The sequence below is a fragment of the Parvibaculum sp. MBR-TMA-1.3b-4.2 genome (genome assembly GCF_053628815.1).
In genome coordinates, this window is sequence record NZ_JBRJHC010000001.1 from 1,652,842 (window position 1) to 1,677,903 (window position 25,062).

At 62.7% G+C, this 25,062-nt stretch carries 19 protein-coding genes and 1 tRNA gene; 9 read left to right on the top strand and 11 right to left on the bottom strand.

Annotated elements, in window-relative coordinates; translation table 11 throughout:
* Positions 1-136: 136 nt before the first annotated feature.
* Positions 137-3,487 carry a glycosyltransferase gene (locus ACSSVQ_RS07920; RefSeq protein ID WP_454182083.1) on the top strand — a complete coding sequence of 1,117 codons (3,351 nt, stop codon included), beginning with the start codon at positions 137-139 and terminating at the stop codon, positions 3,485-3,487.
* Between the two features lie 47 nt (positions 3,488-3,534).
* Here the strand turns inward: ACSSVQ_RS07920 and ACSSVQ_RS07925 are convergent.
* Both ACSSVQ_RS07925 and ACSSVQ_RS07930 read right to left on the bottom strand, forming a co-directional pair.
* Positions 3,535-3,611 (bottom strand) — tRNA-Arg (locus tag ACSSVQ_RS07925).
* A 129-nt stretch (positions 3,612-3,740) separates the two neighbouring features.
* Entirely contained in the window at positions 3,741-4,787 is a 1,047-nt protein-coding gene (locus ACSSVQ_RS07930; RefSeq protein ID WP_454182085.1) for a P1 family peptidase, read from the bottom strand.
* A gap of 97 nt (positions 4,788-4,884) precedes the next feature.
* Here ACSSVQ_RS07930 and ggt point away from each other — a divergent pair, with 97 nt between their 5' ends.
* The gene (gene ggt / locus ACSSVQ_RS07935) at positions 4,885-6,636 is read left to right on the top strand and encodes a gamma-glutamyltransferase (RefSeq protein WP_454182087.1); all 1,752 of its coding nucleotides are present in this window, start codon (positions 4,885-4,887) and stop codon (positions 6,634-6,636) included.
* Here ggt and glk read toward each other — a convergent pair.
* From glk to ACSSVQ_RS07970, 7 genes are all read right to left on the bottom strand, one after another.
* Complete coding sequence (gene glk, locus ACSSVQ_RS07940; protein WP_454182089.1) at positions 6,633-7,628, bottom strand: glucokinase; 996 nt, start codon at positions 7,626-7,628, stop codon at positions 6,633-6,635. The genes ggt and glk overlap by 4 nt on opposite strands.
* On the bottom strand, positions 7,625-9,022 hold the full coding sequence (otsA, locus tag ACSSVQ_RS07945; protein WP_454182091.1) for an alpha,alpha-trehalose-phosphate synthase (UDP-forming): 1,398 nt from the start codon (positions 9,020-9,022) through the stop codon (positions 7,625-7,627). Before otsA ends, glk begins: the two co-directional genes overlap by 4 nt.
* Positions 9,019-10,815, bottom strand: coding sequence for a glycoside hydrolase family 15 protein (locus tag ACSSVQ_RS07950; RefSeq protein ID WP_454182093.1), 1,797 nt, complete (start codon positions 10,813-10,815; stop codon positions 9,019-9,021). The genes otsA and ACSSVQ_RS07950 overlap by 4 nt, the downstream gene beginning before the upstream one ends.
* 36 nt (positions 10,816-10,851) lie before the next feature.
* Complete coding sequence (gene otsB, locus ACSSVQ_RS07955) at positions 10,852-11,592, bottom strand: trehalose-phosphatase (RefSeq protein ID WP_454182095.1); 741 nt, start codon at positions 11,590-11,592, stop codon at positions 10,852-10,854.
* A complete protein-coding gene (locus tag ACSSVQ_RS07960; RefSeq protein ID WP_454182096.1) occupies positions 11,589-13,112 on the bottom strand; it encodes a sensor histidine kinase in 1,524 nt (507 codons plus the stop codon). The genes otsB and ACSSVQ_RS07960 overlap by 4 nt, the downstream gene beginning before the upstream one ends.
* A 74-nt stretch (positions 13,113-13,186) precedes the next feature.
* On the bottom strand, positions 13,187-14,620 hold the full coding sequence (locus ACSSVQ_RS07965) for a dihydrolipoyl dehydrogenase family protein (RefSeq protein ID WP_454182098.1): 1,434 nt from the start codon (positions 14,618-14,620) through the stop codon (positions 13,187-13,189).
* A gap of 8 nt (positions 14,621-14,628) precedes the next feature.
* A complete protein-coding gene (locus ACSSVQ_RS07970) occupies positions 14,629-15,447 on the bottom strand; it encodes a TVP38/TMEM64 family protein (RefSeq protein WP_454182100.1) in 819 nt (272 codons plus the stop codon).
* Between the two features lie 420 nt (positions 15,448-15,867).
* Here ACSSVQ_RS07970 and rpmH point away from each other — a divergent pair, with 420 nt between their 5' ends.
* From rpmH to ACSSVQ_RS08000, 6 genes are all read left to right on the top strand, one after another.
* Positions 15,868-16,002 carry a 50S ribosomal protein L34 gene (rpmH, locus tag ACSSVQ_RS07975; protein ID WP_454182101.1) on the top strand — a complete coding sequence of 45 codons (135 nt, stop codon included), beginning with the start codon at positions 15,868-15,870 and terminating at the stop codon, positions 16,000-16,002.
* A 61-nt stretch (positions 16,003-16,063) separates the two neighbouring features.
* Positions 16,064-16,468, top strand: a complete 405-nt coding sequence (gene rnpA, locus ACSSVQ_RS07980) for a ribonuclease P protein component (protein ID WP_293324961.1) — start codon at positions 16,064-16,066, stop codon at positions 16,466-16,468.
* A 12-nt stretch (positions 16,469-16,480) separates the two neighbouring features.
* Positions 16,481-18,280, top strand: coding sequence for a membrane protein insertase YidC (yidC, locus tag ACSSVQ_RS07985; protein WP_454182104.1), 1,800 nt, complete (start codon positions 16,481-16,483; stop codon positions 18,278-18,280).
* A 4-nt stretch (positions 18,281-18,284) separates the two neighbouring features.
* The gene (gene yihA, locus ACSSVQ_RS07990; protein WP_454182106.1) at positions 18,285-18,986 is read left to right on the top strand and encodes a ribosome biogenesis GTP-binding protein YihA/YsxC; all 702 of its coding nucleotides are present in this window, start codon (positions 18,285-18,287) and stop codon (positions 18,984-18,986) included.
* Positions 18,987-19,013: 27 nt separating this feature from the next.
* Positions 19,014-19,922, top strand: coding sequence for an acetylglutamate kinase (argB, locus tag ACSSVQ_RS07995; RefSeq protein ID WP_454182108.1), 909 nt, complete (start codon positions 19,014-19,016; stop codon positions 19,920-19,922).
* 157 nt (positions 19,923-20,079) lie between these two features.
* Positions 20,080-21,075, top strand: a complete 996-nt coding sequence (locus tag ACSSVQ_RS08000; RefSeq protein WP_454182110.1) for a DUF1036 domain-containing protein — start codon at positions 20,080-20,082, stop codon at positions 21,073-21,075.
* Between the two features lie 21 nt (positions 21,076-21,096).
* On the opposite strand, the gene ACSSVQ_RS08005 is transcribed toward ACSSVQ_RS08000, so the two are convergent.
* A complete protein-coding gene (locus ACSSVQ_RS08005; protein ID WP_454182112.1) occupies positions 21,097-22,353 on the bottom strand; it encodes a DUF2336 domain-containing protein in 1,257 nt (418 codons plus the stop codon).
* Between the two features lie 115 nt (positions 22,354-22,468).
* On the opposite strand from ACSSVQ_RS08005, the gene ACSSVQ_RS08010 reads away from it, so the two are divergent.
* Positions 22,469-23,209, top strand: a complete 741-nt coding sequence (locus tag ACSSVQ_RS08010; protein WP_454182114.1) for a pyrimidine 5'-nucleotidase — start codon at positions 22,469-22,471, stop codon at positions 23,207-23,209.
* On the opposite strand, the gene mutL is transcribed toward ACSSVQ_RS08010, so the two are convergent.
* Positions 23,210-25,060 (bottom strand): DNA mismatch repair endonuclease MutL, encoded by a 1,851-nt coding sequence (gene mutL, locus ACSSVQ_RS08015; RefSeq protein WP_454182116.1) that lies wholly within the window; start codon positions 25,058-25,060, stop codon positions 23,210-23,212.
* Positions 25,061-25,062 lie beyond the last annotated feature (2 nt).

The following is a 25,062-nucleotide window of genomic DNA, read 5'->3' on the forward strand; positions in this document are numbered from 1 at the left end:
GCAAAACATGTCGCGCGAGATGTGGACTGTGAAATTCGGTCAAAAACAATCGTTCTCTTGCTCTTAAAACAATCAAATCCCTATCCCTCCCCGGCTTGAATCCCTAGTTTTGTGCCTCTGAACAACGGGGCGGAAAATGAGTAAGACCTGTATTCTCGTCCTCGGTACGCCTCACTCGGGTACGAGTGTGTTTTCGCGTCTGCTGAATTTGTCGGGCGCCGCGGCCCCCCGAGGCTCTATCGCTGACAAAACAGACTGTGAACGAGGATTCCGGGACGCCGGGGCAATCGTCGAACTCAATGACATGCTCCTGGCGGCTTGCGACAGCAGCTGGGACGACTGGCGCCCGTTGGACGCGGAAAAAATCCTTGCCGACTATGGGTCCGACCTCGTGACTCTGATCGCGGCGACTATTCGCGCCGCGTATGACGACGCTGAGACAATCGTTCTCACGGACCCTCGAATTTCGCGTTTCGTCCCGCTTTATGTCCGGGCACTCAATCACCTGGGATACAGGATAGAGTTTCTCCATGCGCTGCGAGACCCGCGCGCAGTGGCAGCTTCGCTTGCCGCACGAAACGACATGTCCGCCAAGCAGGCCTGCCTGCTCTGGATGCGCCATCAGATGGATGCCGAGTCGGCAACCCGCTACCGCCACCGCTCATTCTACTCATATGACGATCTGATGCTTGACTGGCGACCTCTTGTCGCGCGGATGCGTCACGAGTTCACCCTGCCGCAAATCAATGAGACCGCCGCCGACCCTGAGGAAATCGAGAAGTTTCTGTCTCCGAACCTTCAGCATCATGCCGGGCACGCACCGCTTCAGGGGGTGGATGAGGAAACCGCTGTCCGGATTGACGAGATCTCCGTCCTGCTCACACGGCTTTGTTCCGACCCCGCCGACCAGGCAGCGATGCAAAGCCTGGACAGCGCGCGGTCTGCCTTTGAACGCTTGGCATGCGCGGAAAAAGAAGCGTTGCGCATTTCGCCGGCGGACGACAAGCGAGATGAGGGAACCCCGGATCATTCAACCAGGGCTCTCCACAGAGAGAAAACGCATCTTGAAGCTCAACTGAGACTTGGAAAGTGCCTGCAAACTTTCAGGGAGAGCGAAACCGCAGCCCTGAGAGAAGAAACTAGTCGTCTTAGGACCGAAAAAGCGCGCCTGCAATCCCAACTGAATTCCAGAGAGACACGCGAACACGCAGCGCTCGAAATCGCGAGAGAGCTTGAGCTCAATTTGTGCAAGGCCCGCAAGCGTCCCTCTTCGTCGTATCGCCAGCTGCTCAAGTTTCGCATCCTCCGGGCACTGTCGAAGGACGCCTTACCCCTTCCGAGCAGGATGAAGACCCGCTTTCGCAAATCCGCGGCCAAAGTCAATCCGAAACGCTCGCTCCTGGCTCAGCGCTTTCCGGAGCTCGCCGTACCGTCCGGACACGCTAGAGGCGTTGAAGACAAGACCATACTTGGCGTCACGATCTCACTGAAAGAGGAGGTCCGCGCCAGCGCCGACCAGGACCTCGAGGCATTTCTGGCCTCGGATGCACGTATCCGTTTTTCCAATGCCGATCATCCGCGTGTATCGGTCATTCTGGTTCTCTGGAATCAGGCCGGCCTTACACTGCGTTGCCTGCGCTCTCTCGAGGCGGAAACCGATTTTCCCGTCGAGGTAATTATCGTGGACAATTGTTCGACCGACCGCACCGCCGAGCTTCTTGAGCGGGTGGACAATGTGCGCTTGCTGTCCCAGGACGAAAATCTGGGTTTTCTCAAAGCGGTCAATCTTGGCCTCAAGGCCGTGCGGGGCGGCCATGTGCTTCTGCTCAACAATGACGCCATTGTCAGGCCCGGTTCGCTGGCCGCCGCGGTCAAGACTATCGAAGAAGATACGACTGCCGGCGCGGTTGGCGGCCCGATCGTGCTTCCCGACGGCACGCTGCAGGAGGCCGGCAGCATTATCTGGGCCGATGGCAGTTGCCTTGGATACGGTCGCGGGGACGATCCGGCGAAGGGCGCATACAACTTCCGCCGCGAAGTCGATTACTGCTCAGGTGCATTCCTTTTGGTCCGTGAGGGCGTGTTTCAGCAACTGGGCGGATTCGATCCGGATTTTGCCCCCGCCTATTATGAGGAATCGGACCTCTGCATGCGTATCCGCCGCGCCGGCATGAAGGTTATTTTCGAGCCTCGCGCGATCGTCGATCATTTCGAATTCGCGTCGTCCGAGTCTCTCGAACAAGCGATCGACATCCAGAAAATCAATCGGCAGAAGTTTCTGAATAAACATAAAGAACAACTGCGCGCCCATCACTCTTCCCTGAATGCCAACCCACTTCTGGCCAGAATGCGAGATGACCGCGAGCGGATCCTGTACATCGAAGACCGTATTCCGATTGTCTCGCTCGGTTCAGGCTTTCCCCGGTCCAACAGTATTCTGCGCCTTATGGTTGAAGCGGGATATTTCGTTACCTTCTTCCCCACCACAACTCTACGCGACGCCTGGGCAGAAGCCTGGTCAGTTGTGCCGGAAGGTGTCGAAGTCGCAATGGGCGCGGGCTTGCCGGGTCTCGAGCAATTCCTGGATGAACGAAAAGGTTACTATCAACAGATATTCATCAGCCGTCCTCATAACATGAAGGAATTGTCCAGCATCAAACGGCGGCGGCCCGATTTGTTTGAAGGTATAAAAATCACCTACGACGCCGAGGCCCTCTTCTCGTCGCGCAACGCCGTGAGGGCCGAGGTGCTGGGTGACAAAGCACTGGCTGCCGAGGCCATACGCGAAAGAACTCAGGAGCTGGCCCTCGTCGAAACGGTCGACCAGGTTATCGCTGTGACCGAAGCGGAAGCCGATGTCTTTCGGCGCGCCTCCGGCAAGCCGACCCATGTCCTGGGGTACGCTGTCGATTCCAACCCGACGCCCGCGGCGTTTTCCGCGCGCAAAGACATTCTCTTCGTCGGCCGGCTGGAAGAAGAAGGCGCACCCAATGTCGATAGTCTCGTATGGTACGTCGAAAAGGTTCTGCCGCTTCTGGACGCGAGACGGAAATGCCGTATCCCGCTCAAGGCGGCGGGCCTCAACGGCGCTCCAAGCATCCGCGCGCTTGACCCTCTCAAAGTGAAACTTCTGGGCGTTGTGGACGACCTCGACCCGCTATTCGATCGAGCCCGGGTTTTTATCGCTCCAACGCGATTCGCCGCCGGAATACCTCTCAAGGTCCAACAAGCGGCAGCGAGCGGCGTGCCCGTCGTTGCGACCTCCCTACTGGCATCGCAGCTCGGCTGGAGCAACGAACGCGAGCTTCTGGTGGCCGACACACCTGAAGCCTTTTCAGACGCCGTTTACCGGCTCTATACCGATCCAGCTCTTTGGACACAGATCAGAAACAATGCCCTGCAGCGCATTGTGAAGGAATGCTCGATCAAACGCTTTCAGATGGACCTGCTGGAAACGCTATCGTCATCCTCCCGCGCCCCGATGTGAGAGAAACACTGCCCATGAGGTTTTGTTCGCGAGGTGAAGGGGAAAGATGGCGCGCCGGGGAAGATTCGAACTCCCGACCCCCAGATTCGTAGTCTGGTGCTCTATCCAGCTGAGCTACCGGCGCAACCTGGCCTGACGGGCGAAAACGGCTGAAAAGCACGGGCACCGTCGGGCGAGGCGCGTACTCATAAAGCGTCATGCGCCCGAACGCAAGTGCCCATCGCCGGGTATGGCCGCGGGGCCCTCCTGCCGTTTACCCGGCCCCGTGGCGGTCGGCCCATGAAGGGATCGACCCCAGCGTTTCCGCCTCGAAAACCCCTCTGGCGATGGCGCGAGCCATGCAATCGGCCGCGATGGCGCCCAGCCGGGTGATGTCGAGCGTCCGGGCTTGCCGATCGAGCGGCTTCTTGCCCGTCGAGAGCGCGAAAACGGCATCGCCATCCACCGGCGCATGAACCGGGCGAAGCGCGCGGGCGAAGCCGTCATGCGCCATCACGGCGATGCGGTGCATGGCGGTCGCATCGAGTACCGCATCGGTCGCGACGATGCCGATGGTGGTGTTTTCGCGCGGGCCCGCCAGTTTGGTGCCCTCCAGCGGATCATATGAGGCCGGCGCGCCTTCCCCGTTCCAGCGCCTGCCGCCGAATTCTCCATTGAGCTCAAAGGGCGCCGCCCAGAAGCAGTCGGTACCGGGGATGACGGGCGAGCCTACCGCGTTCACAGCGACAAGCGCGCCGACGGTGATGCCGTCCGGCGTCACCGCGGAGGCCGAGCCGAGCCCGCCCTTGTAGTGCCCTGCCTGAGCGCCGAACCCCGCGCCCGCATTGCCCAGTGCGAAACCCTTGCCCGCGGCCTGGCAGGCGTCATATCCCAGCGCGCGGTAGGGCGGCTCTTCCGAACCGCCATTTGCCCAGTATTTCTCGCCGCCATTGGCAAGGTCGAAGAGGATCGCGCCGGGCACGATGGGCGCGGTGATGGAAAGCCCCGGAAAAGCAAAACCACGGCCCTGCCCGCCCAGCCAGTGCGTCACGCCGGAAGGCGCGTCGAGCCCGTAGACCGACCCGCCGGACAGCACCAGCGCATCGACACGGCCTTCCAGCAAGTGCCTCGGGTCCAGCGCATCGCTTTCACGCGTGCCGGGCCCGCCGCCGCGCACATCCATGGCGGCGGTGCCGGGTTCGTCCGGCAGCAGCACCGTGACGCCGGTGCGCGCGCGCTCATCTTGCGCATTGCCGATGGAGAGCCCAGCTACATCCGTAATCAGGTTGCGGGGGCCCGGCGTAATCCGCGCTTCGGCCATGTAAAACTCCTGTTGGCAGACGCCGCGAGCGTGAGCGGCTAAACTGGCGATAACATAGCAATAGACGACACATAGATTCAGGGGGAGGCGCGCGCCCATGCAAAACTCAAGAACGATCCCGGTGATTTTCGCCGCACTTCTCCTCATTATCGGCGGCACCTCCTGGTGGCTCGGCAGCCAGCGCCCCGAAATCGCCAGCGGCCCTTCCTCCGGCCCCTACATGATCGCCGCCGCGAACCCCGATGCGACGGCGGCGGCGCAGGAGATCATCAAAAAGGGCGGCAATGCCATCGACGCGGCCATCGCGGTTCAGGCCGTGCTGACGCTGGTGGAGCCGGAAAGCTCCGGCCTCGGCGGCGGCGCCTTCATGGTCTATTTCGACAAGGCGTCGGATGAAGTGCGGGCCTATGACGGACGGGAGACGGCGCCTGCCGGGGCGACCTCGAAGCTCTTCCTCGACGACGACGGACAGCCGCTCGGTTTTCGCGATGCCGTGGTGAGCGGACGGTCGGTCGGCGTGCCGGGCGTCGTCAAAATGCTGTGGCTTGCGCATCAACAGCACGGCGTCCTGCCCTGGAGCGATCTTTTCGAGCCCGCCATTCGCCTCGCCGAAAACGGTTTCAAGGTTCAGCCCAAACTTCAGGAATGGCTGGAATGGGATCCGGTGCTGCAGCATATGCCGGTGGCGGGCGACTATTTCTACAAGACCGGCCCGGACGGCGCGAAGCTGCCTTACAAGGCGGGCGAGATCATCAAGAACCCGGCTTACGCGCAGACGCTGCGCGAGATAGCGGAAAAGGGACCCGACGGCTTCTACGCAGGCGATGTGGCGCAGGCCATCGTCGATGCCGTGCATAACGCACCGGCGCGACCCGGCACGCTGTCGCTGGACGACCTTGCAAATTATGAAGCGAAGGAGCGCGACGCGCTTTGCCGCCCCTATCGCATCTATCGCATCTGCACCATGCCGCCGCCCACATCCGGCGGCCTTACGACGCTGCAGACGCTCGGCATTCTCGAGAATTTCGACCTGGAAGGCATGGGCGCGATGAGCGTCACGTCGATGCATTTCATCGCCGAGGCCGAAGCGCTCGCCTATGCCGACCGCGACCAGTATATCGGCGACCCGGATTTCGTGGATGTGCCGGTGGAGGCGATGCTCGATCCGAAATATCTCGCCGCGCGCGCGGCGCTTATCGATGCGAGCCTTTCCATGGGCAAAGTCGCGCCGGGCAATCCGGGCGAAGAGCACGCGGATAACCGGGGCGCCAATGCCGATATCTCCCAGCCTTCCACCAGCCATTTCAGCATTATCGACCCGGACGGCAACGTCGTGTCGATGACGACCTCGGTGGAAGGGCCGTTCGGCTCGCATCTGATGGCGGGCGGCATGATCCTCAACAATCAGCTGACGGATTTTTCCTTCCTGCCGGAACGCGACGGCAAGCCGGTGGCGAATGCGGTGGCGCCGGGCAAGCGGCCGCGTTCATCCATGGACCCGGTGATCGTCTTCAACAAGGACGGCACTTTCCATGCCGCCATCGGCTCGCCCGGCGGCTCCAAGATCATCAATTATGTGAACCAGTCGCTCATCGCCATGCTGGACTGGGACATGGATGTGCCGGCGGCTATCGGCCTGCCGCATTTCATGGACCGGAACGGACCGCTCGAAATCGAGAAGGACACGGCGCTCGAACAGAAGATTCCCGAATTCGAGCAGCTCGGCCATGAGGTGAAGGTCGAACGGATGATGAGCGGTCTTCACGGCATTCTTGTGCTGCCGGACGGCTCGCTCGATGGCGGGGCGGACCCGCGCCGCGACGGCAATGTGGTGAGCGGAACGCGTTAGCGGGACGCTTCGCGCGCGGCGGCGGCGAGGCCGAAAAAGGCAGGTTCCTCCGCCAGAATGACGTGAACCGGGAACCCTGCCAGATGCTCCGCGAAACGGCCCTTGGCCTCGAAGCGGCGGCGAAAATGCGCCTCGTCGAACAGCCCGCTGCCGGAACTCACCCAGCCGGGCACGATGCCGCCGCCGATATAGATGCCGCCGCTCGCCCAGAGCGTCAGCGCGAGATTGCCCGCCACCGAGCCGAGCCAACCGCAGAAGAAGGACACCGCCTCGACGGCGATCGGACATGAACCGTCGCCAGCATGCGCGGCCACCTCCTCCGGTGTCAGCCCGACTTCGACGGGGCGGCGGCGCAGTTCGCCCAACACCTCGTATAGGGAAACGAGCCCCGGACCCGACAGGACACGCTCGACGGAGACGCGGCCGAAGCGGGCCATGAAGCGGCGCAATATCTCGATCTCGAATTCATCCGTTACCGGAAGGTCGACATGACCGCCCTCCCCCGGCACGGGAATGTAGCGGGCGCCGTCATGCACCAGCGAGGCGACACCGAGGCCGGTGCCTGCGCCGAGCAGCGCAATCGGCCGCCCCGCCTCCGCGACACCATCGCCTACCGCATGCAGCGCATCGGCGGGCAATTCGGGAATAGCGAGCGCCAGGGCGGTGAAATCGTTCATCAGGCGCGGATGAGCGCAGCCGGTGACCTGTGCAATCGCGCCGCTCGAGATGTCCCAGGGACAATTCGTCATGCGGATGCGATCCGTTCCCCCTTCCGACAGAAGCGGCCCTGCCGCGCAAATGGCAGCGGCGTCCAGCGGTGGGCGTTGAATGTCGGACAGGAAACGCGACAAGGCGTCTTCCAGAGAGCGATAGTCGGCGGTGGCGAAATTCGCCTTGTGTCGGAAGACGAGCGGCTGACCGTCCGCGCCCTCCTCGGCCAGCGCGAAGCGGGCATTGGTGCCGCCTATATCCCCCAGGAGATAGCGCTTCATGCGGGCCGTTCCGCCTTGCGGTGCATCGGCGCCTCGTGCTCCAGCGTGGCGAGGAAGCTGTCGCGCCAATAGGCGACGTCGTCGCGCTTGAGACCGTCGAACAGGGCCTGGAACCTTTCCTGGCGTTCTTCGAGGCTCATATAGCGCGCATTCTGAATGGCGTCGGCCACTTCCTTGATGTCGTAGGGATTGACGGCAATCGCTTCCGGCATCTGATAGATAGCGCCAGCGAAACGCGACAGGATGAGAACGCCGGGGTCTTCCGGGTTCTGCGCGGCGATATATTCCTTGGCGACGAGATTCATGCCGTCGCGCAGCGGCGTGATCAGGCCGATCTTGCTGGCCCGGTACAGGCCCGCCAGCGAGCGGCGCGCAAAGGCACGATTGATGTAGCGCAGCGGCGTCCAGTCGAATTCGCCATACTGCCCGTTGATATGCCCGGAAAGCCCCTCCAGCTCCTGACGCATCTCGCGATAGGCCTGCACATCGCCGCGCGATGTAGGCGCGATCTGCAGATAGACAAGTTCGCCGCGGGCATCGGGATAGTCGTCCAGCAGCCGCTCGAAGGCTTGGAACCTCTCGGGCAGTCCTTTCGTGTAGTCGAGGCGGTCCACGCCGATCATCTGCGCACGGCCGCGCAGGCTCCGCACCGCTTTTTCATGCTGGCGGCGCGCATCCTCCGATTCAGCCGCCATCTTCGCAAACCCGTCCGTGTCGATGCCGATGGGAAAGGCGCGCGCAATGATGGTGCGGCCGAAACAGGTCACATGGTCACCCTCGACATGACCGCCCGCCTCGCGCACTACGAAGTCGCAGAAGCGTTCCAGGTCGCGCGAGGTCTGGAAGCCCAGCACGTCATAGGCGAAGAGACCGCGCACCAGCGCGTCATGGTTCGGCAGCGTGGCGAGCACTTCGGGCGAAGGGAACGGGATGTGCAGGAAGAAGCCGATGGCCTGTTCGGCGCCCATCTGACGCAGCTCGTTGCCGAAGGCAAGGAAGTGGTAGTCGTGCACCCAGATCGTGTCGTCCTTGCGCAGCAAGGGAAACAAGCCGCTGGCGAATTTCGCGTTCACCCGCCGATAGCCTTCATAGTAGCGGCGGTCGAAGGCGGTGAGGTCTATCCGGTAATGGAAGAGCGGCCAGAGACAGCGATTGGCGAACCCGTTGTAATAATCGTCATACTCATCTTCGGTGAGGTCGGCGGTGGCGAGCTGCAAGGCCCCGGCCTGCTCGACCTTGACGCCCGCGCTCTGATTGTTGGTGTCACCGCTCCATCCATACCAGAGGCCGCCGCGGGCACGCAGCGCATCCACCAGCGCGACGGCAAGACCGCCCGCCCGTGCCGCATCGCGCACCGGCCCGACGCGATTGGAGACGATGACAAGCCGGCTCATACCTCTTCCTCCCATTTCCGGCTCAGCCGCATCGCGGCATTGATGATGCCGACCAGCGAATAGGTCTGGGGATAGTTGCCCCAGAGTTCGCCGGTTGCCGGATCGGTATCTTCCGACAGCAGACCTAGCGAATTGCGGCAGGACAAAATGCTTTCGAAAATTTCGCGGGCCTCATCCGTCCGGCCCACACGGGCCAGCGCATCGATGTACCAGAAGGTGCAGATGTTGAAGGCGTTCTGCGGCATGCCGAAATCATCCGCGCTGGCATAGCGGAACATATGACTGCCACGCCGGAGCGACTTCTCGATGGCTTCCAGCGTACCGACAAAGCGTTTGTCGTCGGGGCTGATGAAGTTCACCTCGGCCATCAGCAGGAGACCGGCATCGAGCGCCTCGCCCTCGAAGCTTTCCACGAAGGCGCCTTTTTCCTCGCTCCAGGCGCGGGTGCAGATCGTCTGATGGATTTCATCGGCAAGACCGCGCCAATGGGTTTCCCGATCTTCGAGCCCCATATGCCCGGCGATCCGCGCGAGCCGGTCGCAGGCCGCCCAGCACATCAGGCTCGACGAGGTATGGGTGCGCGCCCGCGTGCGCAGCTCCCACATGCCCGCATCGGGCACATTGTGCATCGCATAGGCCCGCTCGCCGACTTTCTCATAGGCCTCGAACTCTTCGAGGTTGCCCGGTCGCAGCAGGCGGTCGTCGAAAAAGCTCTGCGCCGCGGCCAGCACGACATTGCCGTAAACGTCATGCTGGAGATGCTCATAGGCCTGGTTGCCACGGCGTACCGGCCCCATGCCGCGATAACCGGGCAGCGTATCCACGATATGTTCGGTCAGGTCGGTTTCGAGACCGATCCCGAAGACGGGCTGCAGGTGACCGTCCTGCGCGCCGCCGACCACATTGCCGAGATAACGGAGATAGTTTTCCATCGTCTCGACTTCGGCGAGAGAGTTCAGCGCGCGAATGACGAAGAAGGCGTCGCGCAGCCAGCAGAACCGGTAATCCCAGTTGCGCCCGCTTTCCGCAGCCTCGGGAATGCTCGTCGTCATGGCCGCGACGATGGCGCCGGTTTCTTCATAACAGCAAAGCTTCAGCGTGATCGCAGCCCGGATGACGGCCTGCTGCCATTCCAGCGGCAGGGCCAGGCGGCGCACCCATTGACGCCAGTAGAATTCCGTATCCTCTTCGAATTTTCGCGCGGTTTCCTCGATGCCGTCGGAAAGCGTCTCATCCGGTCCGAGAATGAAACTTACCGGCGTCTTGAGCTGGAAGGAGGTTTCGTCGAGCACATAGGTAATCGGCGCATTGGTGGTGAGACGCAGAACAAGACCGGAATGCATGAAACGCGCATGGTTGGAGCCCCGCGTCACCGTGGGCGCGACCTTGCCGTAGTTGAAGCCGGGACGCAGCCGCACCTTGACACGCGGCGTACCGCTGACGGGCCGCACGCGGCGGACCAGCGACATGGGCTGGAACATGCGCCCGCGCGTGGCAAAACGCGGTGCGAAATCGGTAATCTCGATCGCATTACCATGATCGTCGGAGATGGTGGTGACGAGGATCGCAGTGTTGGTGCGATATTCCCGGGTAACGTGTTTCTGGCCGACCAGAGAGATTTCCCAAAAGCCACGGTCCCGCTCGCCATCGCCCTCCCGCTTGCCGTTCAGGAGATCGTGAAAAACGGGATCGCCGTCGAAGCGGGGCAGACAGCACCAGACGATCCGGCCCTCCTCGTCGATCAATGCACCAAAGCTGCCATTTCCGATGACACCGAGATCGAGCGACGACAAGAGACCCTCCTGGAAACACAAATACAGAGTAACGCCCTAGGGCGACAATACCGATGCTACATGCTTCAACCAGTTAATGAAGCCCTGGACATCATCCATCCTGTAGCGGGCGAGCGTATCGCCATCGGCGATCTTGATCGATATACCGCCCAGCGCGTTGACGATACGGAATCCGTCCTCATCCGTCGTGTCGTCACCTGCGAAAACGGGTATGCGGCCGATAAAGGGAGGCTCCTTCATCATGGTTTCTATCGCATACCCCTTGTTCACACGCGCGGGCTTGGCCTCCAGCACCATTTTGCCCTTCAGCACATGGATACCATCGAGGTCGGCCGTCGCCTCCTCCATCAGGCGCGCGCATTCGGCCGCCTTGTCGGGCGCCTGGCGGAAATGCAGCGCCAGCGCGCCCGGCTTTTCCTCCAGCAGAAGACGGTTATCGGCGGCGACAAAACCGGTCAGGCGCGCCTTGAGCCGTGCAATGAGAAGCGCTTCGGCGGGCGGATGAATAGTGGCACCGGGCCGCTCGCGCAGTTCCAGCCCGTGGACCCCGGCGGCGGGCAAGCGGACCCGCAGATGACGGTCCAACTCTGCAAGCTTGCGACCGGAGACGACAGCGAGCGCCCCGTCCAGTTCGGAGAAGATCGTCTCAAGAAGCCCCGGCAGGGCGGGGTCGATGCGCACGGCATCGGGATGCGGCGCAAGTTCGGTCAGCGTCCCGTCGAAGTCGAGAAAGAGCGCCCAGTTGCGGCGCGGTTCGGGCAGGTCGATCTCGCTCACGTCCGCACCGCCCCACCGGCTTCAAGGCTGCATATGGCTTCCACCTCATCGCAGTCCACATCCGATCCACCACCATCGGGAATGCAAATGCGGAACACAGTGCCTGACGCATCCGACTTCACAAGATCGATATGCCCGCCATGTGCGCGAACCAGTTCGTCGGCAATGGCAAGACCAAGACCGCTGCCGCCCGCGCGCGCACTGCCCGAAAAGGGTTCGAAAAGATGCGCTTTTGCTTTTTCCGGCAGGCCGGGTCCGTTATCGGACAGATAGATGTGGACATGATCTTCGCAACGCTGGGCGGTGAGGCAGATTTCGCCGCCGGCGCGCCCGCGCTCGCCCAGCGCCTGCGTCGCATTGCGCACGAGGTTGAGCAGCACACGGAAAAGCTGATCGGGATCGGCGTCGACCTCCAGATCGTCGGGGACATGATCGATCCAGCCGATACCGAGTTTTTCGGGGATCGAAGCCTCGGCTATTTCATTTGCGAAAGAGGCGAGACGGAAACGCCGCCGCTGCGGCAGCTCCTCCTTGGCGCGGCCGAATTTGAGCGTATCGGTGCAGAGCTGGATCGCGCGGTCGATGGAAGAAAAAAGACGCGGTGCTAGTTTCTGCACCGTCGGATCGTCGACCGCGCCGAGACGGTCGGAGATGAGCTGAACGCTCGCCAGAATATTGCGCAAATCGTGATTGATCTTGCTCACCGCGCCGCCCAGCGCGGCCAGCCGCGCCTTCTGGTTGAGGGTTGCGCGAATCTCCGACTGCATGGCGGCGAGTTCGCGCTCGGCAACGCCGATTTCATCCAGACGGCCTGACGGCAGGATGACACGGCGTGCATCCTCCGGGTTTTGACGAAACGAAACCATATGATGGGTGATCCGGCGCATGGGGCGGACCATTAGAACATGCAGCGCAAGATAGACAAGCCCGGCGGTGATGACGGAAATCACGAGAGACAGCCAGAAGATGTTCGCGCCGTAGTGCAGCATGGCGCTGCGCAGCGGCGTCTCGTCCAGAACGATTTCTATCGACTCGCCGGCCGAATGGTTGGGCTTGCTCATCACGCGAATGGTGCGCCCGTCCTTCGCCAGCAGCGTTTCAAAGGCATCCACCACCAGCGAAAAGGGCGTCGCCTTTTGCAGATCGTAATAGGTATCGACCTTGGGGGGCATGCTCTCGCTCAGCAGCAGCTTGCGCGTATCCGTCCGGTGGAGCACCACAAGGTATATCTGGGCATTGCGCAGAAGTTCCTCGCGCAGTTCCGGCGACACCATGTTGTCGGGGGTCGCCTCCAGCGAAAGCGAGGCGATCTGCGCGGCGGCGGCGCGCTGGTCGAGCCATGTCTTACGAAAATTGGCGATGGACGGCACGAAGATCATCACTTCGGCCAGCATGACGAAAAGCACCGTCATCACCAGAAGCCGGAAGGACAGGCTGGTGGCAAAGGGCCGCAGCAGCGGCGCGGCACGCCGCAGGGCGCCGGGCTTGCCGCCTTCGTCCTTTTCAGCCCCCGCCTTCATGCCGTCCCCTCAATCGTGATCCGCGCCGTACCGCGCGCGCAGCCATCGTATACGCAAACGGCGCCCGGGAGGAATCAGCCGAACCAGGACAGGAAACGGACCAGCGCCTTCGTTCTGGGCCCGAACAAGGTGGAGGTGTAGTAGGAGCCGGCCACGCGCTTGGTGACTTCCGAATAGGTCGGATAGGGAACCACATAGCCCGCCATCGCAGAGAGCTTCAGCCCCTGCTGCATCGCCATCACCCATGGCAGGATGAGTTCTCCCGCATGCGGGCCCACAATGGTCGCCCCCAGGACGCGGGCATGGCCGTCGATGACGATCTTGATCGCCCCCTCGGTCTGCCGGTCGGCCTGGGCCCGATCGTTCTCCGCCATATGCCAGCGAAGCGCACTGATCTTCGAATGGCGCTCGCGCGCCTCCGCCTCGGTCTCGCCGACATGGGCGAGTTCGGGATCGGTATAGGTGACATGAGGGATCGCCGAATGATCGACACGGGCGGGCACCCGAAAGAGCGCGTTCCGGATGACGAGCCCGGCGTGATAGCCCGCCACATGGGTGAATTGCGGTCCGCCGGCCACGTCACCGATCGCAAAAATCTTCTTGTTGGTGGTTCTCAGCCTGTCGTCGACGGTGATGCCGCGCGGGGTGTAGTCCACACCCGCTTCCTCAAGGCCCATATTCTCCACATTCGGCGTGCGGCCGGTCGCAACCAATAGATGCGAGCCGGAGACGGAGGCCTCCTTGCCGTCGCAGGAATAGGTGACGTTGACCGCGCCCGCCTCGCCGGAGATGTGCGACACTCTGGCCTCTTCGACCAGCGTCACGCCCTCGCGGCGCAGATTGTCGGCGACGATCGCGGCAAGTTCCGGGTCTTCGCGGCCCAGCACGCGCGCGCCTTCGATCACCGTCACCTCGGCGCCCAGCCTGCGATGCGCCTGCGCCATCTCCATGCCGATGGGACCGCCGCCGATGACGATGAGATGCTTCGGGCATTCGGTCAGGTCGAAAATGGTTTCGTTGGTATAGGCGGGCGTGTCCGCCAGGCCCGGAATGGGCGGCACGGCGGCGCGCGAGCCCGTGGCGATCACGAAACGCCGGGCCTGTATTTCCTTATCCCCCGCCACGAGCAGCCGTTCGCCGGTGAAACGGGCATGGTCCTGAATGACGGTGACGCCCAGCCCCTCGAAACGCGCAACGGAATCCATCGGCGCGATGGAAGCGATCACACCATGCACATGATCGTGAACGCGGCCGAAGTCGATGTCGGGCTGCGTCGCGGCAACGCCGAACGCCGCGCCCGAGCGCATCGCCTGGGCGTGACCGGCGGCGGCCAGCAGCGCCTTGGACGGCACACAGCCTGTGTGAAGGCAATCGCCACCCATGGCGCCGTTCCTCACCGCCTTTTCCACCAGCACGGTGCGCGCGCCCATCTGGGCGGCACCGGCGGCAACGGAAAGCCCCGCGGAACCTGCACCAATGACGCAAATATCGGCTTTTATTCTTTCCATACCGGTTCCTACTCCGAGACGCCGCGGTTCCGCCAGCGGCGGAGAAGCGGCGGAATCAGTGCCACAACGCCCAGCGCGACGAAGGCGATGATGATTTCCCTGGTCAGCAAGGCCCCGGGATCGAGTTCGAAGCGGCATGCCGCCCCCGCCCCTTGCGTGGCGACGCATTGCCGATAGGCCTCCTGCTGGACCTCGATGATGGAATCGAGCCCCGCCCCCACCCAGGCAAAGGCGAAGGTGCCGGGGATTATGCCGAAAAACGTGGCGATCACGTAAGTGCGCAGCGGAACCCCTAGGACGGCGGGCACCAGATTGACCACGGCAAAGGGAAAGGCGGGCACCAGCCGCAGGAAGAGCAGATAGGACATGGCATCGTCCTGAAAGCCCTTTCGGAGCTTCGCAAGCCATGGTCCCGCCCGGGCCGCGAGCGGCTCGCCCAGAGAGCTTCTGGCGATCAGATAGATGATGGTGGCCCCGATCGTCGCCCCGACGACGGTGGCGGTTCCGCCCATGACGGGGCCGAACAGAAAGCCGCCCGTAATGGTGAGGAGCGCACCCGTGGGCAGCGACAGCGCCGTCACGACAATATAGATGGCGGTGTAGGCCATCACCGCCAGCAGGAAATTGTCGCGCACGAAGCCTGTCAGGGCGGCCCGGTTCTCCGCCACCCGCCGCAGCGAGAAATAATCGTCGAGGCCCGACCAGAAGGCGAGCGCAACTAGCACGGCCAGGATGGCCAGCGGCAGAAGCCGCCGCCAGAGCGCACGGGCCTTTGCAGGCTCTGGCGTTGCCGGCTCTGAGGGGACCGGATCGGCTGGAGATATCATGGACGTCTCGCTTCTGAAGGCCTCGGAACGGAATGTGAGGGCCGGGCGGCGCAAAGGAACATTTGAGGAACACGAAGGGCATGGGCCGGTCCTCGCGCTCCCGCAGCCTGAAGGTAACGGGAAATGGTCGGTTGCGAAGACCTCTTCACCCGAATGTGAGAGGAGTTCATAGTGCTTGAACGCGGGCGGCGGACTGCTCCGGCGTTGACTTCCGCCCCCTCTTTCGCTTATACACCGCGCCAACCAGCCGTTTGGCGGCAACGCCTGCGGCTCTTGTTGTTCATGGCCCATCTCAAGACCCGATGACGGCCCTACCGTCTGACGGGGACGACAGCGCCGGCCCCGGTTTCGGGACTGGCCGCGGCGGCCCCGGGGAGCCCCTTTTCGGGGGATTTCCATCAGATATGCCGGAGAAGAAACGTGAAACGCACTTATCAACCGAGCAAGCTCGTCCGCAAGCGCCGTCACGGTTTCCGTGCGCGCAAGGCCACGATCGGCGGCCGCAAGGTGCTGACCGCCCGTCGCGCAAAGGGACGCAAGCGGCTTTCCGCTTGAACCGACAGCGGTGACGAGCGTCGTTGCGCCATTTCAGGGGATTTCGTCTCCGAAGGCGCCTATGGACGCCAAGATGGACCGTCTCAGACGCCGCCGCGAGTTTCTGACTGCCGCGAGAGGCCGTAAATGGGCCGCGCCGGGCCTTGTCCTGCAGGCGCATAAGCGCGGCGATACCGACCCGCTTCGGGTCGGCTACACAGTGACCAAGAAGGTGGGCACAGCCGTGACGCGCAACCGGGCAAAGCGACGATTGCGCGCGGCAGCTGCCGAAATCCTTCCTTCCCTTGGAAAACCCGGTTACGACTACGTCCTGATCGGCCGGACGGGAACGCTGACGCGCGCCTGGCCCGACCTTCTGGAGGATTTGCGCGCGGCACTTGCCCGCGTCCATTCGGCGCGCCGCTCCGTATCGCCGCAAGGCGGCAAGGCGGACAAGCAGCGCCCAGCCAAAAACGTGGAAAAGTAGGAAGCCTGCCGTATGGGTGACAACCGCAATTTCATCATCGCGATCGCGCTTTCTGTGCTCGTTTTCGTCGGATGGCAGTACTTCTTCATCAATCCGAAGATGGAAGCCGAGAAGGCCCAGAAGGCCGCCCAGCAGGCTGCGCAGACCCAGCAGACCGATGGCGCCGCGCAGAGCGATGGACATGCCCGCCCGCCCGCGATCGACGGCGTCGCGCCGCGTACGCCTTCCACTTCCGCCCTCAGCGCGGAAGCGGTTGCCGCGCAGGGGCCGCGCATCAAGGTCAGCTCCGACAAGCTCGACGGCTCGATTTCGCTGAGCGGCGTGCGCTTCGACGATCTGAAACTGCGCAACTATCACACCGGCATCAAAGACGACACGCCCGAAGTCCGGCTGTTCTCGCCGGTGGGAACCCAGCATCCCTATTTCTCCGAATTCGGCTGGATCGCGCCGCCCAATTCCGGCATCGCCACACCCAATGCCAAAACGGTCTGGACCGTGGAAGGCAACAACACGCTGACGCCCACCACGCCGGTCGATCTCGTCTGGAACAATGGCAAGGGCCTCGTCTTCCATCGCAAGATTTCGCTCGACGACGAATATCTCTTCACGATCAAAGACACCGTGGAGAACAAGACCGGGTCGTCGGTCACGCTCTACCCCTACGGCCTTATCTCTCGCAACGGAGAGCCCGCCGGTCGCAAGATATACCTCCTTCATGAAGGCCTGATCGGCGCTCTCGACAGCGAGGGTCTTCTGGAAATCAGCTATGACGACGTGAAGGACGAACCGGCCCAGACCTACAAGGCGACTGACGGCTGGCTCGGCATCACCGACAAATACTGGGCCTCGGCGTTGATCCCCCAGAAAGACCGCAGCTTCGATGCGCGTTTCAGCGAAGCGCCGGGCAAGGCCAAGGAAATCTACCAGGCCGATTTCCGCTATGACGCCGTCACCGTCCCCGCCTCTGCCACGCAGACCATCACCAACCAGCTCTTTGCGGGCGCCAAGGTGGTGAATGTGGTCGACGGTTACCGCGACCAGGGCATTTACAAGTTCGACCTGATGATCGACTGGGGCTGGTTCTGGTTCCTGACCAAGCCGATGTTCCAGGCGCTGCACTTCTTTGCCAACATCGTGGGCAATTTCGGTATTGCGATCCTGATCGTGACCGTGCTCGTGAAACTCGCCTTCTTCCCGCTCGCCAACCGCTCCTATGTGGTGATGAGCAAGATGAAGATGCTGCAGCCCAAGATGAAGGAGCTGCAGGAGCGCTACGCCGACGACAAGATGAAGCAGCAGCAGGAGATCATGGAGCTCTACAAGAAGGAGCAGGTGAACCCGCTGGCCGGTTGTCTGCCCATTCTGATCCAGATCCCCGTCTTCTTCTCGCTCTACAAGGTGCTCTACGTCACCATCGAAATGCGGCATGCGCCGTTCTTCGGCTGGATTCACGACCTGTCGGCACCCGACCCGACGACAATCTTCAACCTGTTCGGCCTGATCCCCTGGACGCCGCCTTCCATGCTGATGATCGGCGCCTGGCCGCTGATCATGGGCGTGACCATGTTCATGCAGCAACGCATGAACCCGGCGCCCGCGGACCCGATCCAGCAGCAGATCTTCACCTGGATGCCCGTCATCTTCACCGTGATGCTCGCGGGCTTCCCGGCCGGTCTGGTCATCTACTGGGCATGGAACAACTCCCTGTCCGTGCTGCAGCAGGGCGTCATCATGAAGCGGCAGGGCGTGAAGATCGAAATCTTCAGCAATCTCGGCTTCGACCGCCTGTTCGGCGGCTCCAGCAAGAGCTGATCGCATGACAGCTGAAGGCGGCGAGACGGAGGACGGAACGGGCGCCGATGCGCTCGAGACCGGACGCTGGCTCTTTGCCCAGCCTTGCGAGTTCATGCTCGGCGTCACGACGCTGCGCGCCCTGCCCGACACCGGCCTGCCGGAAGTCGCCTTTGCCGGGCGTTCCAATGTCGGCAAGTCGAGCCTTGTCAACGCGCTGACCGGCCGCAAAACGCTGGCCCGTACGTCCAACACGCCCGGCCGCACGAAGGAACTGAACTTCTTCGCGCTCGGACCCGCCGCGGGCGCCGCCCTCATCCTGGTCGACCTGCCCGGCTACGGCTATGCGCGCGAGACCAAGGCGCGCGTCGCGCAATGGACCACCCTCATCATCGACTATCTGCGCGGCCGGCCCGAGCTTCGCCGCGTCTTCGTGCTGGTCGACAGCCGGCACGGGCTCAAGGACAGCGACCGCGACGTGATGAGCATGCTCGACGAGGTCGCGGTGTCCTATCAGATCGTGCTGACCAAGATCGACAAGCTGAAGAAGAACGAGCTTGAAGGCCGGATCGAAGAAATCAGAGCGGAACTCAAGAAACATCCGGCTTCGCACCCGGTCATTCACGCAACGTCGAGCGAAAAAGGAACCGGGATCGCCGAACTCAGGGCCGAACTGGCCTCGCTGGCAGATGAGGCCGTGCTGGGATATAAACCGCAATCCGGCTAAGCCAGACGCCTCAAGGGGAAGAGACGCATGACCGACAAGAAGCAGGATGGGGGATCGCCCGACCGCGCGCAGATCCTTTCCGAGGCCCTGCCCTTCATGCAGCGCTACGACAAGCGCACCGTGGTCGTGAAATATGGCGGCCACGCGATGGGCGACGAGAAACTTGGCGCCGAATTTGCGCGCGATATCGTGCTGCTGAAACAGGCGGGCGTGAACCCGATCGTCGTGCATGGCGGCGGCCCGCAAATCGGCCGCATGCTCGACCGTCTCAACATCAAGAGCGAGTTTTCCGGCGGCCTCAGGATCACCGACAAGGCGACGGTGGAAATCGTCGAAATGGTGCTGGCCGGCTCCATCAACAAGCAGATCGTCGCCCAGCTCAACCAGGCGGGCGGGCGCGCCGTCGGCTTGTGCGGCAAGGACGGCAACCTTATTCAGGCCCGGAAAGTGGAGCACAAGATCCACGACCCGGAATCGAATATCGAGAAAATTCTCGACCTCGGTTTCGTCGGCGAACCTGAATCCGTCAATCCGGAAATCCTCGACGTCATCCAGAAGTCCGACATCATTCCGGTGGTCGCTCCCATCGGCGTGTCGCGCGACGGCGAGACCTACAACATCAATGCGGACACCGCGGCGGGCGCCATCGCCGCGGCGATGAACGCAACGCGCCTCCTGCTGCTGACGGATGTACGCGGCGTGCTCGACAAGGAAGGCCGTCTCGTCGAGACGCTGACCGTCGACGAAGCCAAGGGCATGATGAAAGACGGGACGATTTCGGGCGGCATGATCCCCAAGGTCGAAACCTGCATCGAAAGCGTGGAAGGCGGCGTGGAAGCCGTCGTCATCCTGGACGGTCGCGTGCGCCATGCGGTGTTGCTCGAACTCCTGACCGAACATGGCGTCGGCACGCTGATCGAGGCCGCGAACCGCTAGCCGCCCTCGATCCCGTTAACCCAGATCGCAGCGGCGCCTTTTCGAGCGGAGCCGGGCGGTGATAAGGTCCGGGACCAAAAGGGGCGCGACCAGTCAAATGCCGGCATTTCTTCTTCCTTCCTTTCGCCTTGGAACTTCTTTCCGCTGGGCAGCCTTGGTGGGCGTGGCGACTTGTCTTTTCGTCCTTCTGCCGGGGACGGCGCGGGCCGATTACCGGCTCTGCAACCAGACGAGCTATGTGCTGAAGGCCGCGATCGGGTATGGCGAGGGCAACGAGATCGCCAGCCAGGGCTGGTTCAGGATTTGGCCCGGCAATTGCGCCGCCGCCATTCGGGGCGATATCGACCGCGACGTCTATTACGTCTATGCAAAATCGATCGCCGCGCATAAAGGTCCGGTGAAGTTTTTCAGCGGCAGTTCTCGCTTCTGCGTCACGGAAGGCGATTTCAGGATCGAGGGCAGAAGCGCCTGCGCCAGGCGCGGCTACGACTTCGCCGATTTCATTCGTATCAAGACGATCAAGGGCAAGGACTGGACGACCAGTTTCACCGAACCGGCGAACTACACCGTCCGCAAGGCGCGTGTCGCCGGTGCGCAACGCCTGCTCAGAGACAATGGCATCGCTCTATCGGGCATTGACGGCAATGAAGGCAACCGCACGACCAAGGCCGTCCGTACCTTCGAGAAGCAAGCCGGGCTTTCGGGCAGCGGCGCCATCACGGACAGCCTGCTGGACAAGCTCATTTCAAGCGCCGAGGCACGCCAGGCCAAGGCGGGGCTCGACCTGTGCAACGAGACGAAATATCTCGTCTGGTCGGCTGTCGCTTATGAAAGCACCGGCAAGAAGGAGAAGAGCGTTCCCATGTCGAGCGGATGGATCCGCATTGCGCCGAACGAATGCCGCAAGGCGATCAAGGGCCCGCTTGGCGACGGCCCCTATTATGTCTATGGCGAAGCGGTGGATGAACGCGGCGTCGCGGTGCGCAAGGATGGCGCCCGCGTGACATGGGCAGGCAAAAAGACGTTCTGCACCAAGCCGACGCGCTTCGACATCAAGGGACGTTCCGATTGCGCGGCGCGGGGCTTCGACAGCCGCGAATTCATCGAGCTCGATCCGGACGGCAAACCATTGCTGAAATTCGAGTTCGACTAGGAACGGCACCCTGTCGGGCGTTCACGCCTCGATATCGAAATAGTCGAGATGCCAGCGCATCTCTTCCTCGTCGAGCGGAAAGTCCGTGCCCGCGCGTGGCAGAAGGAGATGCGCCTTCTCCACCAGTGCGATGTGACGCTCCACCTCCAGCGCGGTGCGCATGGAGAGGCCAGCACGCCAGCATAGCGCCGTGACGGCCCGGCCGCTTTTCGATTTCAGCACCGCATCGACGCGCTCCAACGGTGCGCCCGAAAGACAGGACAGCGCCAACGCCACCCCGTCACGCTGCTGAAGCGTCGCCGCCTCCATCACCTCGTCATCGCCGAGTCGTCCCTCTTCATGCGCTCTCTTTATCGCGGCGAGCGGTCCGGCAGGCGCTTCTTCTTTCGCCGGGCCTTCCAGCCTGCCCTGCAAGCGGCTCTTCAACAGGTCGCGCGTCTCGTCATCGAGGCCATGGCGATTGGCCAGCGTTTCGAGAAGGGAGCGGGAGACGAAACTCGAAATGCGCTTCATCGCCCGAAGGGAAAGACCCGGGCGCATGGCAAGCGGCTTGTGCCAGCTCTGGATGTCGGCCGCCTGGGCAATGACCTGCTGCAATGTATCTTCCCGGATCTGCGCGTTGTCGTTCGCCAGCAACTGGCCGATGGCGGCAATGTCGAGCGTGGCGATAACGGCTTCCGAGACGGCGGGGCTTACGTGAGCCCGCTTCGCCATGGCTTCGATCGCGCCTTCGACGCGTGCGGTGGCGATGAGTTCGACAAGATCTTCATCCGACAGAAGCGGAGAATATTGGAGGATGGGGGCCGCCACCGCGATTTCCGTATCGCGGGCGAGCTGAAGCGCCAGGCGCTTGGGGATGAGAGGACAGGATTTGACCTCCTCGGCCAGCATGGCGCGCACGCGGGGCACTTCATCAGCGGCGAGCCTTTCGATCAAACGCAGCACGCGTTCACGCAGGTTCAGCCGTTCCGCATCGTCCATATCGGGCAGCAGGCGGCCGAATTTGCGCGCCAGCTCCACGCGCACATCGTCATCGGTATCGGTTTGCAGCAGCTCGTCGGCATGGATGGGGGTCGACGGATTGGCGGCCACGCATTGGCGTACTTCACTGTCATCGTCACAGGCGAGATAATAAAGCGTCTCGGGCGGCGCATCTTCGCGCGCGGCAAGTTCTCGCTTCACCTCTCGATTGCGGCTTTCGAGAGCCTCGCGCGCGTCCTGATAGCCCATCTTGCTCGGCAGGCGCCGCCGCCGAAAAAGGTTCGCTAAAAGACCCACCTCATTACTCCGATACTGCCAACCGGGACCTCACCCGGCAAGCTTGCGGCCCCCGGCTTAACGTCCGATTAATCCGGCGCTTGTCAGCGGCGCCGGAGCGGGCCACATATGGGGCATGGAAAACAGGACACCCGAAGAAGAAAGCGCAACGCCTCTCCCGCAAGGTTCGTTTAACCATGTGGAGCATTGGGTTTTCGATCTCGACAACACGCTTTATCCGCCCGCCTGCGACCTCTTCTCGCAAGTCGACCGGCGGATGTGCGACTTCATCATGAAGTATCTCAAGCTGGATGAGGAGGAGGCCCGTCGCGTACAGAAGCACTATTATGTCGAGCACGGGACGACGCTTTCAGGGCTAATGAGCGTCCACGGCATGAAACCGGGCGACTTTCTCGACTATGTGCATGACATCGACGTCTCCGGCGTACCGGCGAACCTGCTGCTTGGCGAGGCGATAGCGCGGCTGCCGGGCCGGAAGGTGATCTTCACCAATGGCTCGCTCGCCCATGCGGAGAATGTCGCGAAGCAACTCGGCATCGACCATCATTTCGATGCGATGTTCGATATCGCCACCACGCGCTACGAACCGAAGCCGCGCCGGGCCGCCTATGAGCGCTTCATCGAGGCAAGCAATGTGGAGCCCGCGCGCGCGGCCATGTTCGAGGACATTGCGCGCAATCTCGTCGTGCCGCATGAACTCGGCATGACCACGGTCTGGGTGAAGCCGCCGCATCCCGACGAAAATGCGCCCCGACACCAGAAGCTTTCCGCGGAAGGCGCCGGCGACGGCCATGTGCATCACGTGACCGAGGATCTGACCGCATTTCTGGAAGGGCTGCTGGCAGAAAAAGCCTGATCAGCGCCGTCCGAACAGCTTCTCGATATCGGCGAGCTTCAGCTCCACATAGGTGGGACGGCCGTGATTGCACTGGCCGGAATGGGGCGTCGCCTCCATCTCGCGCAGAAGCGCGTTCATTTCCTCCGCCGTCAGCCTGCGGCCTGCGCGCACCGAGCCGTGACAGGCAATGGTGCCGCACACGTCTTCGAGCTTTTCCTTCAGCGTCAGTGCCTCTTCCATCTCGGTGAGGTCATCGGCGAGATCGCGCACGAGCCCCGCCACATCTAGCTTGCCGAAAAGCGCAGGCACTTCGCGCACCACGACCGCGCCGCCGCCGAAACCTTCCAGCACGAAGCCGAGTTCAGCGAGTTCTTCGCCCCGCGCGGTCAGGCGTTCGGCCTCGGCCTCTTCCAGCTCCACCACTTCGGGAATGAGCAGCATCTGACGCGGAATACCTCGTTCGGCCATCGCCTTTTTCATGCGCTCATAGACGAGCCGCTCATGGGCGGCATGCTGGTCCACAATGACGATGCCGTCCGCCGTCTGTGCGATGACATAGGTTTCGTGCAGCTGCCCGCGCGCCACGCCCAGCGCATATTCCTGCGCCCCACCCTCAGGCAGGTTTTCATCCGGTCCTTGCAGCACAGGCCCTTCCGGCGTTTCGGAAATGCGCGCCGAGGGACCGGAAAGATTGGAAAAGCTTCCCTGCCAGTCGGATGCGGGAGAAGGTGCCGGTTCGGCAAAGCTTGAAGGACGCATCTGATCGGCGGCATGGGCATAAGCGGTATGAGCCGGCGCCGCGCCGGGGCGCAATGCGGAGAGCGCATCGCCGGCCACCGTCGTCGAGGCGCGATGCCCCGCCTCGTTCAGCGCATATTTGAGCGCGCCCACAATGAGCCCGCGCACGAGCCCCGCATCGCGAAAGCGCACTTCGGTTTTTGCCGGGTGTACATTCACATCGAGTTGCGAGGGATCGATGTCGACGAAGAGGGCGACGACAGGGTGCCGGTCGCGCGCCAGAAAGTCGGCATAGGCGCCGCGCACCGCGCCGACCACCAGCTTGTCGCGCACGGGGCGGCCATTGACGAAAAGATACTGGAGCTGCGCATTGCCGCGATTATAGGTCGGAAGCCCCGCAAAGCCCGTCAAGCGGACATCCTCGCGCGTTGCATCGATGGGCAGCGCGTTGGACGAGAAGTCGCGTCCCATGATGGCCGACAACCGTGAAAGCCGGCCGCCCTCACCCGGCAGTTCCGGCTCCACGCGCAGCATGTTGCGGCTTTCACTCGTCAGCGTGAAGCCGACTTCGGGATGCGCCATGGCAAGCCGCTTCACCGTATCGGAGACGGCCATGGTTTCGGCGCGCTCGCTCTTCATGAATTTCAGGCGGGCGGGCGTCGCGTAGAAAAGATCGCGTACTTCGATCCGTGTGCCGGGCGGTCCGGCGGCGGGCTCCACCGCCGATTTGCGCCCGCCTTCCACGGCAATGCGATGCGCATTTTCCGCGCCCTGCGCCCGGCTGACGATGGAAAGCCTTGCCACCGCCCCAATGGAGGGCAGCGCCTCGCCCCGGAAACCCAGCGTTGCGATACGCATCAGATCTTCGCGGCCCGCTTCATCGATGGCGAGCTTGGAGGTCGCATGGCGTTCGACGGCCAGTTCCAACTCCTGCGCATCCATGCCGCAGCCGTCATCGGTGATACGAATGAGGTCGCGCCCGCCGCCCTGGATGACGATATCCACATGGCGCGCGCCCGCGTCGATCGCATTCTCGACAAGCTCTTTCACGGCGCTTGCCGGGCGCTCGACCACTTCACCCGCGGCAATGCGGTTTATCGTTCCTTCGCTGAGACGGCGAATGCGCGTCATGC